This window comes from Cognatundibacterium luofuense (genome assembly GCF_018139685.1).
Taxonomy (GTDB): Bacteria; Pseudomonadota; Gammaproteobacteria; order Burkholderiales; family Burkholderiaceae_D; genus Undibacterium; species Undibacterium luofuense.
Window position 1 is genome coordinate 145,067 of sequence record NZ_JAGSPN010000010.1, and the last position, 14,332, is coordinate 159,398.

Consider the following 14,332-nt stretch of genomic DNA (forward strand, 5'->3'; position numbering starts at 1 on the left):
CGGAGTGCTGCTATTTGTCGCCAGCCCTGCAAAATACGGCGCAGATTGCAGCGCCGCAGTTGTCGTATCAGATGACGCCTTTGCCGGACAGCGTAGCAATATCCTGTTCGCTGTAGCCGAGTACGGTCGCCAGAATTTCTGCAGTGTGCTGTCCCAGCATCGGTGGCGGATTGCGGTATTGCACCGGCGTTTCGGATAAACGCATCGGACTGGCAACCAGTTTCACTTCACCGGCTGCCGGATGCGGCAAACCGACTTCCATGCCACGTGCTTTTACCTGCGGATCATCAAACACTTCATGCAATTGATTGATCGGGCCGCAAGGTACACCGGCTTCCTCCAGTGCAGCAATCCATTCCTGTTTGGTTTTGGTTCTGACCATGTCTGCCAATACCGGTACCAGTACATCGCGATGACGGACACGCGCCGGGTTGGTGGCAAAGCGTTCATCATCGGCCAGTTCCGGTTTGCCGCCGATGGTGACGAACTTACGATACTGACTGTCATTGCCTGCGGCGACAATGATGTGACCATCTGCGGTTGCGAAAGTCTGGTAAGGTACGATATTCGCATGGGCATTGCCCCAGCGCTTCGGTGACTGGCCGGTGGTCAGGAAATTCATATTCATATTCGCCAGCATCGCGACCTGCACGTCCAGCAGTGCCATATCGATGTGCTGGCCTTCACCGGTACGCTCACGGTGATTCAGTGCGGCCAGCACGGCAATGCTGGCATACATGCCGGTCATCAGATCGGCAATCGCAACACCGGCTTTTTGCGGCCCGCCGCCCGGTAAATCGTCGCGTTCACCGGTCAGTGACATAAAACCGCCCATGCCCTGTACGATAAAGTCGTAACCGGCACGGTGCGCATACGGGCCATCCTGCCCGAATCCGGTGATGGAGCAGTACACCAGATCGGGTTTGATTTGTTTCAGTGATTCGTAATCGAGTCCGTATTTTTTCAGCTGGCCGACTTTATAGTTTTCCAGCACCACATCGGATTTGGCCGCCAGTTCACGGATGATTTGCTGACCTTCAGGGGTCGCAATATCCACCGTGATTGCCAGCTTGCCGCGGTTGGCAGTCAGGTAATACGCTGCCTCAGAAGTCGCTTGTCCGTCCTGATCTTTCAAATAAGGCGGCCCCCAGCTGCGCGTATCATCGCCGCTGCCCGGACGTTCCACTTTAATCACTTCCGCCCCCAGATCAGCCAGATTCTGTGCGCACCACGGACCGGCTAGTACGCGGGTCAGATCAAGTACGCGAATATGCCCTAAGGCGGTTTTTGGTAATTCAGTGGAACGCATCCTGGAGTATCCTGTGAGGAAATCAATGAAACGGAAAACGGAGGAAAAGATGTGGCCGTATCCCAAGGTTTTAGCCCACCGTGGTGCCGGTACGCTGGCACCGGAAAACACGATGGCAGCCATGCGCTATGGCTGGGAACACGGTTTTGCCGCTGTGGAATTCGACGTGATGTTATCAAAGGATCAGCGCCCTGTGGTTATCCACGACGAGGATTTCGGCCGGACTGTTGCAGGAAGTGGTAAGGTCCCCGGGTATGATGCAGCTTTCATCATGCAGCAAGATGCGGGAGCCTGGTTTTCTGCCGACTACAAGGGAGAGCCTGTGCCGGACTACGCATCTGTGGTGAATTTCTGCCGTTCCAGAGGCATCTGGATGAATGTGGAGATGAAACCGGCGCAGGGCTATGAAAGAGAAACCGGTCTGGTGGTAGCAGCTGAAACTCTCCAATTGTTTGCTGACCTCAGTCCTGTGGATAAGCAACATCTGCCTTTGTTCTCTTCATTTTCCCGCGCAGCCTTGCTGGCGGCGCATGAAGTCGCGCCGCATATTCCGCGTGCTTTGCTAATACGTGAAGCAGGTCCTGACTGGAAGCTGCATTTGCAGGAAGTGGGTGCCTGCGCCCTGCATATTCGTCATGATTGCCTGACGCGTGATCTCGCCGCGCAAGTCAAAGATGCTGGCTATGGCTTGTTTTGTTACACCGTGAACTCGCCTGAACGTGCCAGAGAATTGCTGTCATGGGGCGTCGATGCATTCTGTACGGATCGCATTGATCTGATTCCTGCAGATTTCTGAAGTATGTACAAAAGGCTACAAAGCGCTACAAATTCAGGTCAGCGCATTATCGCGGGCTGCGTTGAGGATATAAGAGCTCTGAACAACCCGTAACGACACTTCAACATCTGAGGAGAAATCCATGAAAGCACTGCGTATCGTCCTGATCACTCTGGCAAGCCTGATGGTTGCACCGGTTTTTGCACAAAATACGGAAACACCGCGCATCGATAAACGTGAAGCACGTCAGCAACAGCGTATAGCACAGGGTGTCAAAACCGGCGAATTGACAGCGAAAGAAACCGCCAATCTGGAAAAGCGTGAAGCAAAGATTGAGGCAGATAAACAGGCTGCCAAAGCAGACGGTGTTGTGACGAAGCAGGAGCGCGCCAAACTGACTCATGAAGAAAATGTGGCCAGTCATAAAATTGCAGAAAAAAAGCACAATAACCGTCGCGTAACGCCATAAACGCGGTAATTGAGCACCGTTAATGCAGCTTGCAGGCTGTGTTCGAAGAAAATCCGCCCGAAAACGCCGCCATGAGCGGCGTTTTTTGTTGTGCAAGGCGCAATCTTTGCGAGTTTTGCGTACCGTTGAACCAGACTGTGCTGGCAGGCTGGCTTTATACCGTATAATCAAAGCTTACTTTTGACTGAATGGCTCTATAGCTCTTTATCTATGAAATCGTCCGAAATCCGCGAGAAATTCCTCAGTTTTTTCGAATCCAAAGGACACACCCGTGTTCGCTCTTCCAGTCTGGTACCGGCCAATGATCCGACCCTGCTGTTCACCAACTCCGGTATGGTGCAGTTCAAAGATGTATTCCTTGGTCAGGATCAGCGCGCGTACACACGTGCCACCACAGCGCAGCGCAGCGTGCGTGCGGGCGGTAAGCACAACGATCTGGAAAACGTCGGCTATACCGCACGTCACCATACCTTCTTCGAAATGCTGGGTAACTTCTCATTCGGTGATTACTTCAAAAAAGAGGCAATCAGCTACGCATGGGAATTGCTGACAACCGTCTACAAACTGCCGGCAGAAAAGCTGACCGTGACGGTGTATCACGAAGATGATGAAGCCTACGATATCTGGAAAAATGAGATCGGCGTACCGGCAGAACGTATCATCCGTATTGGCGACAACAAAGGTGCCCGCTACGCATCCGACAATTTCTGGCAAATGGCAGATACCGGCCCTTGCGGTCCGTGCACTGAAATTTTCTACGACCACGGCCCTGATATCTGGGGCGGCCCTCCGGGATCGGATCAGGAAGACGGTGACCGTTTCATCGAAATCTGGAATCTGGTATTCATGCAGTTCAACAAAGATGAGCATGGTGTTTTGCATCCGCTGCCAAAACCTTGCGTTGATACCGGCATGGGTATGGAGCGTTTGTCTGCGGTACTGCAGCACGTCCACTCCAACTATGAAATCGATACTTTCCAGGCGCTGATTAAAGCGGCTGCACGCGAAACCGGCTGCACGGATCTGGAAAATAAATCGCTGCGCGTGATTGCGGATCATATCCGTTGCGCTGCGTTCCTGATCGTTGACGGCGTGATTCCTGGTAACGAAGGCCGTGGTTATGTACTGCGTCGTATCGCACGCCGTGCATTACGTCATGGTCACAAGCTGGGTCAGACGCAGCCATTCTTCTTTAAGCTGGTCGATGATCTGGTCAAAGAAATGGGCGGCGCATATCCTGAGCTGGCAGAACAGGCGGTTCGCGTAGCTGAAGTGATTCGTCAGGAAGAAGAGCGTTTCGGCGAAACCCTGGGTAACGGTATGAAAATTCTGGAGGCAGCACTGGCGAAAGACAGTGCGAATCTGGACGGTGTAACCGCATTCACGCTGTATGACACCTATGGTTTCCCGCTGGATCTGACAGCCGATATCTGCCGCGAACGCAACGTTGCCCTAGACGAAGCCGGCTTCAACGCAGCGATGGAAGCGCAGCGTGAAAAAGCACGTGAAGGCAGCAAATTTAAAATGAACACTTCGCTGGAATACTCCGGCGATAAAACCCGCTTTACCGGTTACGAACAACTCGCGCATGAAGCAAAAATTGTTGCGCTGTATGTGGATGGTGTTGCGGTCAATGAAGTGAATGCCGGTCAGAATGCAATCGTAGTGCTGGATACCACACCGTTTTACGCGGAATCCGGTGGTCAGTGTGGCGATGCAGGTGTATTGATGGGCAGTGATGGCGCAGTGTTTGCCGTTAGCGATACCCTGAAAATTCAGGCGGATGTGTTCGGTCATCACGGCGTGGTGACAACTGGCAAGCTGACCATTGTACAAAGCGTCAAAGCAGAAGTGGACCAGGCGCGTCGCGCATCAACGATGCGCAATCACTCTGCAACCCATCTGATGCACAAAGCTTTGCGCGAAGTGCTGGGCAGCCATGTTGCTCAGCGCGGCTCTCTGGTTGATACGGACAAAACCCGTTTCGACTTCAGTCACAATGCGCCGATGACTGACGAAGAAATCCGTCAGGTTGAAGCGATTGTGAACCGCGAAATTCTGGCAAATCAGGCGACGCGCGCACAACTGATGGCATTCGATGACGCAGTCAAACACGGTGCAATGGCGCTGTTCGGCGAAAAATACGGCGATGAAGTGCGCGTACTGGATATCGGCTCTTCACGCGAACTGTGCGGTGGCACCCATGTCAGCCGTACAGGCGATATCGGTCTGTTCAAGATTGTTTCCGAAGGCGGTGTGGCTGCAGGTATCCGCCGTGTTGAGGCGGTGACTGGTGAGGCTGCGCTGGCGCTGGTACAGCAACTGAACAGCACTGTGGCGCAGGCTTCTGCGGCATTGCGTACGCAACCGGAAGAATTGCTGAACCGTATCGTACAGGTGCAGGATCAGGTCAAAGGTCTGGAAAAAGAGCTGGCGACACTGAAATCCAAACGGGCTTCCAGTCAGGGCGATGAACTGGTGCAGCAGGCTGCTGATATCAAGGGCATCAAGGTGCTGGCAGCCACGCTGGAGGGTGCGGATGTGACTGCATTGCGTGAAACTATGGACAAGCTGAAAGACAAGCTGAAAACGGCTGCTATCGTTCTGGCGTCTGTCAGCGACGGTAAAGTATCACTGATCGCCGGTGTGACAGCAGATTCAACAGGTAAGATCAAAGCCGGTGAGCTGGTGAATTTTGTTGCGCAGCAAGTTGGTGGTAAAGGTGGTGGTCGTCCTGATATGGCGCAGGCGGGCGGTACTAACCCTGCTGCATTACCAGCTGCACTGGCTGCGGTGAACGACTGGGTTTCTGCCAAGTTATGATCACCATCCGCCGTGCCACACCGGCGGATGCTGCGCAATTGCAGCGTATAAGTGAGGGTGCCAATGCCTACGGCGGCACCCTGCAATTGCCTTATTCTTCTGTCGAACTCTGGACTGAACGTTTGCGTCAGTCGTCCGGTGACGACATCGTACTGGTTGCTGTTGACGGTGAAGATGTCGTCGGCAGCGCTGGTCTCCATCCCGAAAAAAAGCGTCGCCGTCTGCATGTGGCCATGCTGGGAATTACCGTTGCGGAAAGTCACGCCGGACGTGGCATTGGTAGTCTGTTGATGGCTGAACTGATGCGCCTTGCTGACCAGTGGATGCATCTGCTGCGCATCGAGCTGACGGTCTATACCGATAACGAAGCAGCAATTCACCTGTATCGCAAGTTTGGCTTTGAAACCGAGGGTTGTTTACGGGCCTATGCTCTGCGCGACGGGAAATATGTCGATGCGTATTGCATGGCGCGCTTACATCCGAATCCGCCGCGCTTGCCCGCCTGAAAGGAAGCTCTTGGATCTCCGATATTGCCCGGTTTGTGCGCAGGAACTGATACATCGTGCTGATATTGATGATGGACAAAAGTTGCGTCAGGCCTGTCCTGATGAGCACTGGGTGCACTGGAATAATCCGGTGCCTGTACTGGCCGCGATTGTTGAATATCAGGGACAGGTTTTGCTGGCACGTAATGCACTTTGGCCTGAGGGGCATTTTGCACTGATTGCGGGGTTTCTTGAGCAGGGTGAATCACCTGAGCTTGGTATTGCTCGTGAAGTGGCTGAGGAAACCGGATTGCAAGCGGATCAGGTCAGCCTGGTGGGAGTATATGGGTTTGAACGTAAGAATCAGTTGATCATTGCATATCATGTCCGTGCGAGCGGCGAAGTGTGCCTGTCGCCGGAGCTGGCTGAATACAAGCTTGTCGGGCATGCGGATATTTTGCCATGGCCTGCCGGAACCGGACCTGCATTGTTTGACTGGCTGGTTTCAAAGGGTTATCAGCCAATCTACAAGGAGTGGGGTATTGGTTGAAATTCGCACTATTTTGGTGCAAATTGAAGGTTAAACTTCGTTAAGAATTTAAAGTTTTGTTGCATCTGTGTTGCGTTGCACCATACTGATGAAAAATTCTTGTAGAATTGGTGCATCGTTGTAGTGTGAGCGGTGAACTTATTCGCCAGTATGGGAAATATCATGCAAATCAATAAAGAACTTGACGCACGTGGACTGAATTGTCCTCTGCCGATTCTGAAAACCAAAAAAGCACTGGCAGAAATGCTGACAGGCGAGATCCTGCATGTGCTGGCGACAGATCCCGGCTCTGTGCGCGATTTCAAAGCGTTTTCTAAGCAAACCGGTAATGAGCTGGTTGCGCATCAGGAAAACACTAACGAGTTTGAGTACTTCATCAAGCGCAAGTAAGTTTGCGACTGTAAAAGTAAAAACTTGCCCAACCCGCAATTGCGGGTTTTTTTGTTGCATCTTTGCGATGCAAATCCCTTTTACATGACTGTTGATGATGCTGTGCATCATTCTTTGCGACATTTAGATAATCCGCTCTAACGCCGCGCAACAAAAAAAGGAACGATCGTGCTAAATTGCGCAAAATGTTGCCGGATTCGATTTATAATCCCTGAGATTTACGTATACGTCAATTTGCCCGGAATGGTGCACAATGTCAGTCGGGTGAGGCGACCGCAGCTTGCTGCATCCGCATGACCAATCAACAGTATTTTTTCTGTATTCCTCAATTACATAAAGGCAGAACTATGAAAGTCCTGGTACCAGTAAAACGAGTCGTTGATTACAACGTCAAAGTACGTGTGAAAACAGACGGCACAGGCGTGGATATCGCCAATGTGAAAATGTCGATGAATCCGTTCGATGAAATCGCGGTTGAAGAAGCGACCCGCCTGAAAGAATCTGGTGCAGTCACCGAAGTAGTTGCTGTTTCTGCCGGCGTAACGCAATGCCAGGAAACTCTGCGTACTGCAATGGCGATTGGTGCGGATCGCGGCATTCTGGTGGAAACAGATGCAGAACTGCAACCACTGGCAGTTGCAAAACTGCTCAAGGCAATCGCTGATAAAGAGCAGCCGCAACTGATTATTCTGGGCAAACAGGCAATTGATGATGATTGCAACCAGACTGGTCAGATGCTTGCAGCATTGCTGGGCTGGCCGCAGGCAACCTTTGCATCGAAAGTGGTTGTTGCAGACGGTAAAGCAACGGTTACCCGTGAAGTGGATGGCGGTCTGGAAACAGTTGCGCTGACACTGCCAGCTATTGTGACCACGGATCTGCGTCTGAATGAGCCACGTTACGTGACGCTGCCGAACATCATGAAAGCGAAAAAGAAGCAACTGGATGTTGTGAAGCCTGCAGATCTGGGTGTGGATGTGACTTCCCGTGTGAAAACGATCAAAGTCGCAGAACCTGCAAAACGCAGCGCCGGTATCAAAGTCGCTGATGCAGCGGCACTGGTCGAAAAACTGAAAACCGAAGCGAAAGTCATCGGCTGAGCGCTGACGGCATCAAAACGGATTTGTGATTGAATTTGTACAGCAGGTCAGCCTGCTGAATAACATAAGTGGATACCATCATGACTACACTCGTCATCGCTGAACACGACAATGCTGCACTGAAAGGCAGCACTCTGAATACCGTTACTGCTGCTGTGAAATGCGGCGGTGATGTACACGTTCTGGTTGCAGGTCACAATGCTGCAGGTGTTGCAGCAGCGGCAGCGCAGATAGCCGGCGTTTCTAAAGTATTGCACGCAGATGCTGCACATTTTGCGCATGGTCTGGCTGAAAACGTTGCTGAACAAGTGCTGGCAGTTGCAGGCGGTTACAGCCATATTCTGGCGCCAGCCACTTCTTTCGGTAAGAACGTACTGCCACGCGTTGCTGCGAAACTGGACGTTGCACAGATTTCCGAAATCACCAAAGTAGAATCTGCTGACACGTTTGAACGTCCTATCTATGCTGGTAACGCCATTGCTACAGTGCAATCTGAAGACGCTGTTAAAGTGATTACCGTGCGTTCAACTGGATTTGATGCTGCTGCAACCGGCGGCAGTGCTGCGGTTGAAACTATTGCGGCTGTTGCTGATTCCGGTAAATCTGCATTTGTCAGCCTGGAAGTGGCGAAATCGGATCGCCCTGAACTGACAGCGGCCAAAGTAATCGTTTCCGGTGGCCGCGGTATGGGTTCCGGCGACAATTTTAAAATTCTGGAGCCACTGGCAGACAAGCTGGGTGCGGCAATGGGTGCGTCCCGTGCAGCAGTGGATGCAGGTTTTGTACCAAATGACTGGCAGGTTGGTCAGACTGGTAAGATTGTTGCACCGCAACTGTATATTGCTGTCGGTATTTCCGGCGCGATTCAGCATCTGGCCGGTATGAAAGATTCCAAAGTGATCGTTGCGATCAATAAAGATCCTGAGGCACCGATTTTCTCGGTTGCTGACTACGGCATCGTTGGTGATTTGTTTGAAGTTGTTCCTCAGCTGGTCAAAGAGCTGGGCTGATCTGTAAGGTAATGCCGGCTTTCGGGCCGGTGCCGGGACAGAATGAGTATTGGTCGCGCCATTGACAGCATGGTCTTTGTTGTTGTGACTCATTGCTGATTCTGTCCCTTTTTCTTTTTTATTCTTGGGAAATGCTATGAGCTATGTCGCGCCTGTAAAAGATATGCTGTTCGTGTTGAATGAACTGGCGAATCTGGCTGAGGTAAATGCCTTGCCTGGTTGTGAGGATGCAACGCCTGAAACTGTGGAAGCAGTGCTGGAAGAAAAAGCGAAATTTACCAGTGAAGTAATCGCTCCTCTGAACTGGGAGGGTGATAAAGCACCGAGTTACTGGCACGATGGTCAGGTAACGACAACCAAAGGCTTTAAAGAAGCATTCCGCATGTTTGCTGAAGCTGGCTGGCAGGGTGTGCAGCATCCGCAGGAATTCGGCGGTCAGGGCTTGCCTAAGCTGGTAGCGACGCCGTGTCTGGAAATGCTGAACGCAGCAAATATTTCATTCGCTCTGTGTCCTTTACTGAGCGATGGTGCAATCGAGGCATTGCTGACAGCAGGTTCCGACGAGCAAAAAGCAATTTATCTGGAAAATCTGATTTCCGGTAAGTGGACAGGTACCATGAATCTGACTGAGCCACAGGCTGGCTCGGATCTGGCGCTGGTACGTTCCCGCGCCGTTCCGCAGGGTGACGGCACGTATAAAGTATTCGGTACCAAAATTTTCATCACTTACGGTGAACATGATATGGCCGAAAATATCATTCACCTGGTGCTGGCGCGCACGCCGGATGCGCCGGAAGGTGTTAAAGGTATTTCCCTGTTTATCGTGCCGAAATTCCTTGTGAATGCCGATGGCAGTCTGGGCGCACGTAATGATGCGCACTGTGTTTCTATCGAGCATAAACTGGGTATCAAAGCCAGTCCGACCGCAGTGTTGCAGTTCGGTGACCACGGTGGTGCGACCGGTTATCTGGTAGGTGAGGAAAACCGCGGTCTCGAATACATGTTCATTATGATGAATGCAGCCCGCTTTGGTGTTGGTATGCAGGGTATTGGTCTGGCAGAACGTGCATATCAGAAAGCGGTTCAGTATGCGCGCGATCGCGTGCAGTCACGTGATCTGGCGGGTTCTGCCGGTCCGGTAGCGATTATTCATCATCCGGACGTACGCCGTATGCTGATGTCCATGCGTGCGCAGATTGAGGCTTCCCGTGCACTGGCTTATGTCGCTGCATCCTACAGCGATATGGCGCATCATCATGCAGATGCTGAAGTGCGTAAGCAAAAACAGGCTGTGTACGAATATCTGGTGCCTATCGTCAAAGGCTGGTCAACTGAATTGTCACAGGATGTGACTTGCACCGGTGTGCAGGTGCACGGTGGTATGGGCTTTATCGAAGAAACCGGCGCGGCACAGCATTACCGTGATGCAAAGATTCTGACAATTTACGAAGGTACGACAGCAATTCAGGCGAACGATCTGGTTGGTCGTAAAACTGCACGTGACGGCGGCGCAGTTGCGTTGGCGATTCTGGCGCAGGTTCGTGCGACAGAGGAGGCATTGGCGCAGTCCGGCGACGCACAGTTGCAGGCAATTCAGCACCAGCTGGCACTGGGTAGTGCGGCGCTCGAAGACGTTGTGAAATATGTTGTTGCTAATGTTAAGTCTGACATCAAGGGCGTTTTCTCCGGCAGCGTTTTGTATCTGAAACTCGCTGGCATCGTTCTGGGCGGCTGGCAAATGGCGCGCGCAGCGCTGGTTGCGCATGACAAACTGCAATCCGGTGATGCTGATAAGGCATTCCTGGAGGCAAAAATTGTGACGGCACGCTTCTTTGCAGACCACATTTTGTCGGCGGCGCAGGGCATGCGTTCTGCAATCGTTGACGGCAGTGCCGGTGTCATGGGCTTGCCGGAAGAAATGTTCTGATGCGTGTGTCCGGCGGTGTCGCTTGAATTTCTCCAGAAATCAGCCGTAGGCACCGCCGGTCAGCATTAAATCCAGTGCTCTGGCTAAAATCGCCAGAATCAGGATGGCCGTCAGGCCGGCAGTCAGTACCAGAATCAGGGCTAACTGCCAGCCGGATGCGCTGGGATGCTCACTGAGTGTGTTATAGTGCGCGTCCCACTTTTCATCGCTTTGCAACCCGCTGAACAGTGCGCTGACCAAACCGGTCAGTGCGGCTGCAATCATCGGGCTCCAGGTCAGCAGACCGGGAGTGCCAAAGTAAGTGTGTTGTAACCACAGGCTCAGCGGGAAACTGGCTGCTAACAGCCATCCTGCGGGATCTTTTCTGCCGCGCAGATAAAAGCGGTGTGCTCCGGTCCAACCCAGCGTACTTGCCAGCAATGTGGCGGTGGTTTTGTTTTTGTGCATCACAATTCTCGCAGATCGTTACAGGGCGGTTGTAGCAGTAAGTGCCGCATTTGTACAGGGAAGCTGTGTGCATTTTGTTAATCGTTGCGGATAGTTCTTGCCTGCAGTTGAAATGCTGGACTATAATCTGCAGCTTTTTCCGCGTTTAGTACATTTTTTTCTGGAAATATTATGGTCGTTATTCGTTTAGCTCGTGGCGGCGCCAAAAAGCGTCCTTTCTACAACATCGTTGTTACTGATTCCCGTAACCGTCGTGACGGTCGCTTCATCGAGCGTATCGGCTTCTACAATCCAGTAGCAACCGGCAATGCAGAAGAAGTTCGTATCGCTGCTGACCGTCTGGGTTACTGGCAAGGTGTAGGCGCGCAACTGTCTCCTTCCGTTGCTCGTCTGGTTGCTCAAAGCAAACCAGCTGCTTAATAGCTGAGGCAGAATGTCTGCTGAAATGCATGTTCCTGAAGATCTGGTCCTGGTTGGCCATATCTCGGGAGCATTTGGTATTCAGGGCTGGGTAAAGATTCGTCCTTATTCAGCAGATGCCGATGCCATGTTCAATGCCCGTCAGTGGTGGCTGAATAAGCCGGGACTGCACGAAATCGGTTGTCTTGAGGTGAAGCCTCATGGCGAAGATGTTGTAGCGCGTTTGCGCGGCGTGGCAGACCGGAATGCGGCAGAAGCATTAAAAGGTTCAACCGTCAGTATTTCGCGCCAGTCATTCCCGCCTCTTGAGGACGGTGAATTTTACTGGGTGGATCTGATGGGTTTGTCCGTACAAAACCTTCAGGGTGAAGTTTTGGGTGTGGTCCGTGATCTGATGGATAACGGTGCGCATCCTATTCTGCGTGTTGCGGCAGCAGAAGTGCCGGAAGCAGAATTGCACAAGCACGAACGTCTGATTCCGTTTGTTGATCAGTTTGTTAAACAGGTTGATCTGCAGGGAAAAAGCATTCAGGTGGACTGGGGACTGGATTTCTGATGACGATGCAGTTTGACGTCGTCACTTTGTTTCCTGAAATGTTCACTGCACTGACACAATCCGGTGTCACGCGCAGAGCGTTTGAGCAGCAAAAAGCGGGATTGCATTTATGGAATCCGCGCGATTGCACCAGCGACAGGCACCGTACCGTTGACGACAGGCCGTATGGCGGTGGTCCGGGTATGGTGATGATGCCGGGTCCTTTGCGGGATACGATTGCGCTGGCGAAACAACGTCAGGCAGCAGTCACCGGACAGGCTCCGCGTGTGATTTTTATGTCACCGCAGGGGCAACCGTTCACGCACCGCAAGGCGGTCGAACTGAGTGCTTTATCCGGTGTGGTGTTGTTGTGTGGCCGTTACGAAGCAGTTGATCAGCGTTTGCTGGACAGTTGTGTGGATGAGGAAATCAGCCTCGGCGATTTTGTCTTATCCGGTGGCGAGTTACCGGCAATGGCGGTAATGGATGCGGTGATCAGGCTGTTACCAGGTGTTTTGCACGATGCAGATTCTGCGGTGCAGGACAGTTTCGTGAATGGCTTACTGGATTGCCCGCATTACACACGGCCCGAAGTGTTTGAAGGACAAGCAGTTCCACCTGTTTTAATGGGTGGAAATCATGCGGAAATTGAAAAATGGCGTCGTCAGCGCGCACTGGAATCCAGTGCGAAAAAACGACCAGACCTGATTCTGCGTGCGCGCGAAGCCGGTTTGTTAAGCCGTGCTGATGAGCAGTTTTTAAAAAGTCTGACTGGTTCTGTTGAATAACAGAGCTGGTTTTAAGTGCACAGATGACTGTGCGTTGTTTAACCCCATCCTCTGCCGGGCAGAAGTCAGGTATTGCCTGCGGCGTCGGTAAGATGGCTACTGGAGTCTGAAATGGATCTGATCCAAAAATTAGAGCAAGAAGAAATCGCTCGTCTGGCTAAAAACGTTCCTGAGTTCGCACCTGGCGACACAGTTGTTGTTAACGTCAACGTTGTTGAGGGTAACCGCAAACGTGTACAGGCTTACGAAGGCGTTGTTATCTCCCGTCGTAACCGTGGTCTGAACTCTAACTTCATCGTTCGTAAGATTTCTTCCGGCGAAGGCGTTGAGCGTACATTCCAGCTGTACTCCCCACTGATCGCTTCTATCGAAGTGAAACGTCGCGGTGACGTACGTCGTGCAAAACTGTACTACCTGCGTGAGCGTTCTGGTAAGTCTGCACGTATCAAAGAAAAACTGCCAGCACGTAAAGTGGCTGCAGAAGTTAAAGCATAATATTTGTGCTGCTTTGATAGCAAAAAAGGATGCTCCGGCATCCTTTTTGTTTTTTGAGAGTTTTGAATGAGTCTGAAGTTTCAACCACAGTATGTACCGGCAGAACCGGTTGCCGGTTTTGGTGCTGTTCCGGCAGAGCGCTTGCAGCCTTCGGCTTTGCGCATGCGCTTTCAGGAGTCTCGCATCTGGACGCCGGACACCCGTCTGGATGAGCAGCGCTTGCATGATCAGGCCTTTCTTCCGGCTGCGGTACTGATTCCTGTGCGCGAAACGGCAACCGGTCCCGAAGTCGTGCTGACGCGCAGATCGGCGCAACTACGGCATCATGCCGGGCAAATCAGTTTTCCGGGTGGACGTTACGAAGACAGTGATGCCGATCTGATTGCAACGGCATTGCGTGAAACACGTGAAGAAACCGGCATTGCAGAGCATTCGGTTGAAGTGCTGGGAACGCTGCCACTGTATCGTACCGGTACCGGCTATGAAGTGACGCCCGTGGTCGGATTGCTGCAATCCGCGGCAGACTGGGCTGGCGATGCTTCTGAGGTGACCGAGATTTTTACGGTGCCGCTGCATTTTCTGATGGATGATGCGCACCATTTTCTGCATCGCTATGTGCTGACGCCGGAGCAGGTGCGGCACTTTTATTCCATGCCTTACGGCGAGTATTTTATCTGGGGTGCTACCGCCGGAATGTTGCGGAATCTCTACCATTTCCTGCGGGCGTAGGTTTTTGTCCTGTGTCCCCGGGGCAATGCTTCATAAACCCGGCGTTTCGGTTTACACTTGCCGCATTTGCAAACCCTTGT

General features: G+C 52.2%; 16 protein-coding genes. 14 read left to right on the plus strand and 2 right to left on the minus strand.

Features of this window, described 5'->3' with window-relative positions; genetic code table 11:
• Window positions 1–67: 67 nt before the first annotated feature.
• Window positions 68–1,309 (minus strand): CaiB/BaiF CoA transferase family protein, encoded by a 1,242-nt coding sequence (locus tag KDM89_RS13940; RefSeq protein WP_212688532.1) that lies wholly within the window; start codon window positions 1,307–1,309, stop codon window positions 68–70.
• 49 nt (window positions 1,310–1,358) lie between these two features.
• Here KDM89_RS13940 and ugpQ point away from each other — a divergent pair, with 49 nt between their 5' ends.
• The 9 genes from ugpQ (at window position 1,359) to KDM89_RS13985 (ending at window position 10,838) form a co-directional block, all read left to right on the plus strand.
• Window positions 1,359–2,105 (plus strand): glycerophosphodiester phosphodiesterase, encoded by a 747-nt coding sequence (ugpQ, locus tag KDM89_RS13945; protein WP_212688533.1) that lies wholly within the window; start codon window positions 1,359–1,361, stop codon window positions 2,103–2,105.
• A gap of 121 nt (window positions 2,106–2,226) precedes the next feature.
• Window positions 2,227–2,553 carry a hypothetical protein gene (locus tag KDM89_RS13950; protein WP_212688534.1) on the plus strand — a complete coding sequence of 109 codons (327 nt, stop codon included), beginning with the start codon at window positions 2,227–2,229 and terminating at the stop codon, window positions 2,551–2,553.
• A gap of 210 nt (window positions 2,554–2,763) precedes the next feature.
• A complete protein-coding gene (alaS, locus tag KDM89_RS13955; protein WP_212688535.1) occupies window positions 2,764–5,376 on the plus strand; it encodes an alanine--tRNA ligase in 2,613 nt (870 codons plus the stop codon).
• The gene (locus KDM89_RS13960; protein ID WP_212688536.1) at window positions 5,373–5,882 is read left to right on the plus strand and encodes a GNAT family N-acetyltransferase; all 510 of its coding nucleotides are present in this window, start codon (window positions 5,373–5,375) and stop codon (window positions 5,880–5,882) included. The genes alaS and KDM89_RS13960 overlap by 4 nt, the downstream gene beginning before the upstream one ends.
• Window positions 5,824–6,411, plus strand: a complete 588-nt coding sequence (locus KDM89_RS13965) for an NUDIX domain-containing protein (RefSeq protein WP_438947522.1) — start codon at window positions 5,824–5,826, stop codon at window positions 6,409–6,411. The genes KDM89_RS13960 and KDM89_RS13965 overlap by 59 nt, the downstream gene beginning before the upstream one ends.
• A 162-nt stretch (window positions 6,412–6,573) precedes the next feature.
• A complete protein-coding gene (locus KDM89_RS13970) occupies window positions 6,574–6,801 on the plus strand; it encodes a sulfurtransferase TusA family protein (RefSeq protein WP_189357298.1) in 228 nt (75 codons plus the stop codon).
• 347 nt (window positions 6,802–7,148) lie between these two features.
• Entirely contained in the window at window positions 7,149–7,901 is a 753-nt protein-coding gene (locus tag KDM89_RS13975; RefSeq protein WP_189357299.1) for an electron transfer flavoprotein subunit beta/FixA family protein, read from the plus strand.
• An 80-nt stretch (window positions 7,902–7,981) separates the two neighbouring features.
• Window positions 7,982–8,911 carry an electron transfer flavoprotein subunit alpha/FixB family protein gene (locus KDM89_RS13980; RefSeq protein ID WP_212688538.1) on the plus strand — a complete coding sequence of 310 codons (930 nt, stop codon included), beginning with the start codon at window positions 7,982–7,984 and terminating at the stop codon, window positions 8,909–8,911.
• Window positions 8,912–9,047: 136 nt separating this feature from the next.
• Window positions 9,048–10,838: an acyl-CoA dehydrogenase gene (locus tag KDM89_RS13985; RefSeq protein ID WP_212688539.1), complete on the plus strand. Its 1,791-nt coding sequence runs from the start codon at window positions 9,048–9,050 to the stop codon at window positions 10,836–10,838.
• Between the two features lie 39 nt (window positions 10,839–10,877).
• Here KDM89_RS13985 and KDM89_RS13990 read toward each other — a convergent pair whose 3' ends face one another.
• A complete protein-coding gene (locus KDM89_RS13990; protein ID WP_212688540.1) occupies window positions 10,878–11,285 on the minus strand; it encodes an NINE protein in 408 nt (135 codons plus the stop codon).
• A 171-nt stretch (window positions 11,286–11,456) separates the two neighbouring features.
• Here KDM89_RS13990 and rpsP point away from each other — a divergent pair, with 171 nt between their 5' ends.
• The 5 genes from rpsP to KDM89_RS14015 all read left to right on the plus strand — a co-directional run bounded on the left by rpsP (window position 11,457) and on the right by KDM89_RS14015 (window position 14,252).
• Window positions 11,457–11,705, plus strand: coding sequence for a 30S ribosomal protein S16 (gene rpsP / locus KDM89_RS13995; RefSeq protein ID WP_189357303.1), 249 nt, complete (start codon window positions 11,457–11,459; stop codon window positions 11,703–11,705).
• Between the two features lie 13 nt (window positions 11,706–11,718).
• Window positions 11,719–12,261 carry a ribosome maturation factor RimM gene (rimM, locus tag KDM89_RS14000; RefSeq protein WP_438947523.1) on the plus strand — a complete coding sequence of 181 codons (543 nt, stop codon included), beginning with the start codon at window positions 11,719–11,721 and terminating at the stop codon, window positions 12,259–12,261.
• Window positions 12,262–12,266: 5 nt separating this feature from the next.
• Window positions 12,267–13,028, plus strand: a complete 762-nt coding sequence (gene trmD / locus KDM89_RS14005; RefSeq protein WP_212688568.1) for a tRNA (guanosine(37)-N1)-methyltransferase TrmD — start codon at window positions 12,267–12,269, stop codon at window positions 13,026–13,028.
• A gap of 111 nt (window positions 13,029–13,139) precedes the next feature.
• Complete coding sequence (gene rplS, locus KDM89_RS14010) at window positions 13,140–13,523, plus strand: 50S ribosomal protein L19 (protein ID WP_212688541.1); 384 nt, start codon at window positions 13,140–13,142, stop codon at window positions 13,521–13,523.
• Between the two features lie 66 nt (window positions 13,524–13,589).
• The gene (locus tag KDM89_RS14015; protein ID WP_212688542.1) at window positions 13,590–14,252 is read left to right on the plus strand and encodes a CoA pyrophosphatase; all 663 of its coding nucleotides are present in this window, start codon (window positions 13,590–13,592) and stop codon (window positions 14,250–14,252) included.
• Window positions 14,253–14,332: the final 80 nt, after the last annotated feature.

What these genes read in the sequence shown, in the direction of transcription:
- KDM89_RS13940 (WP_212688532.1), bottom strand. Translation starts at nt 1,309, where the DNA reads ATGCGTTCCACTGAATTACCAAAAACCGCCTTAGGGCATATTCGCGTA.
- ugpQ (WP_212688533.1), top strand. Translation starts at nt 1,359, where the DNA reads ATGTGGCCGTATCCCAAGGTTTTAGCCCACCGTGGTGCCGGTACGCTG.
- KDM89_RS13950 (WP_212688534.1), top strand. Translation starts at nt 2,227, where the DNA reads ATGAAAGCACTGCGTATCGTCCTGATCACTCTGGCAAGCCTGATGGTT.
- alaS (WP_212688535.1), top strand. Translation starts at nt 2,764, where the DNA reads ATGAAATCGTCCGAAATCCGCGAGAAATTCCTCAGTTTTTTCGAATCC.
- KDM89_RS13960 (WP_212688536.1), top strand. Translation starts at nt 5,373, where the DNA reads ATGATCACCATCCGCCGTGCCACACCGGCGGATGCTGCGCAATTGCAG.
- KDM89_RS13965 (WP_438947522.1), top strand. Translation starts at nt 5,824, where the DNA reads ATGTCGATGCGTATTGCATGGCGCGCTTACATCCGAATCCGCCGCGCT.
- KDM89_RS13970 (WP_189357298.1), top strand. Translation starts at nt 6,574, where the DNA reads ATGCAAATCAATAAAGAACTTGACGCACGTGGACTGAATTGTCCTCTG.
- KDM89_RS13975 (WP_189357299.1), top strand. Translation starts at nt 7,149, where the DNA reads ATGAAAGTCCTGGTACCAGTAAAACGAGTCGTTGATTACAACGTCAAA.
- KDM89_RS13980 (WP_212688538.1), top strand. Translation starts at nt 7,982, where the DNA reads ATGACTACACTCGTCATCGCTGAACACGACAATGCTGCACTGAAAGGC.
- KDM89_RS13985 (WP_212688539.1), top strand. Translation starts at nt 9,048, where the DNA reads ATGAGCTATGTCGCGCCTGTAAAAGATATGCTGTTCGTGTTGAATGAA.
- KDM89_RS13990 (WP_212688540.1), bottom strand. Translation starts at nt 11,285, where the DNA reads ATGCACAAAAACAAAACCACCGCCACATTGCTGGCAAGTACGCTGGGT.
- rpsP (WP_189357303.1), top strand. Translation starts at nt 11,457, where the DNA reads ATGGTCGTTATTCGTTTAGCTCGTGGCGGCGCCAAAAAGCGTCCTTTC.
- rimM (WP_438947523.1), top strand. Translation starts at nt 11,719, where the DNA reads ATGTCTGCTGAAATGCATGTTCCTGAAGATCTGGTCCTGGTTGGCCAT.
- trmD (WP_212688568.1), top strand. Translation starts at nt 12,267, where the DNA reads ATGCAGTTTGACGTCGTCACTTTGTTTCCTGAAATGTTCACTGCACTG.
- rplS (WP_212688541.1), top strand. Translation starts at nt 13,140, where the DNA reads ATGGATCTGATCCAAAAATTAGAGCAAGAAGAAATCGCTCGTCTGGCT.
- KDM89_RS14015 (WP_212688542.1), top strand. Translation starts at nt 13,590, where the DNA reads ATGAGTCTGAAGTTTCAACCACAGTATGTACCGGCAGAACCGGTTGCC.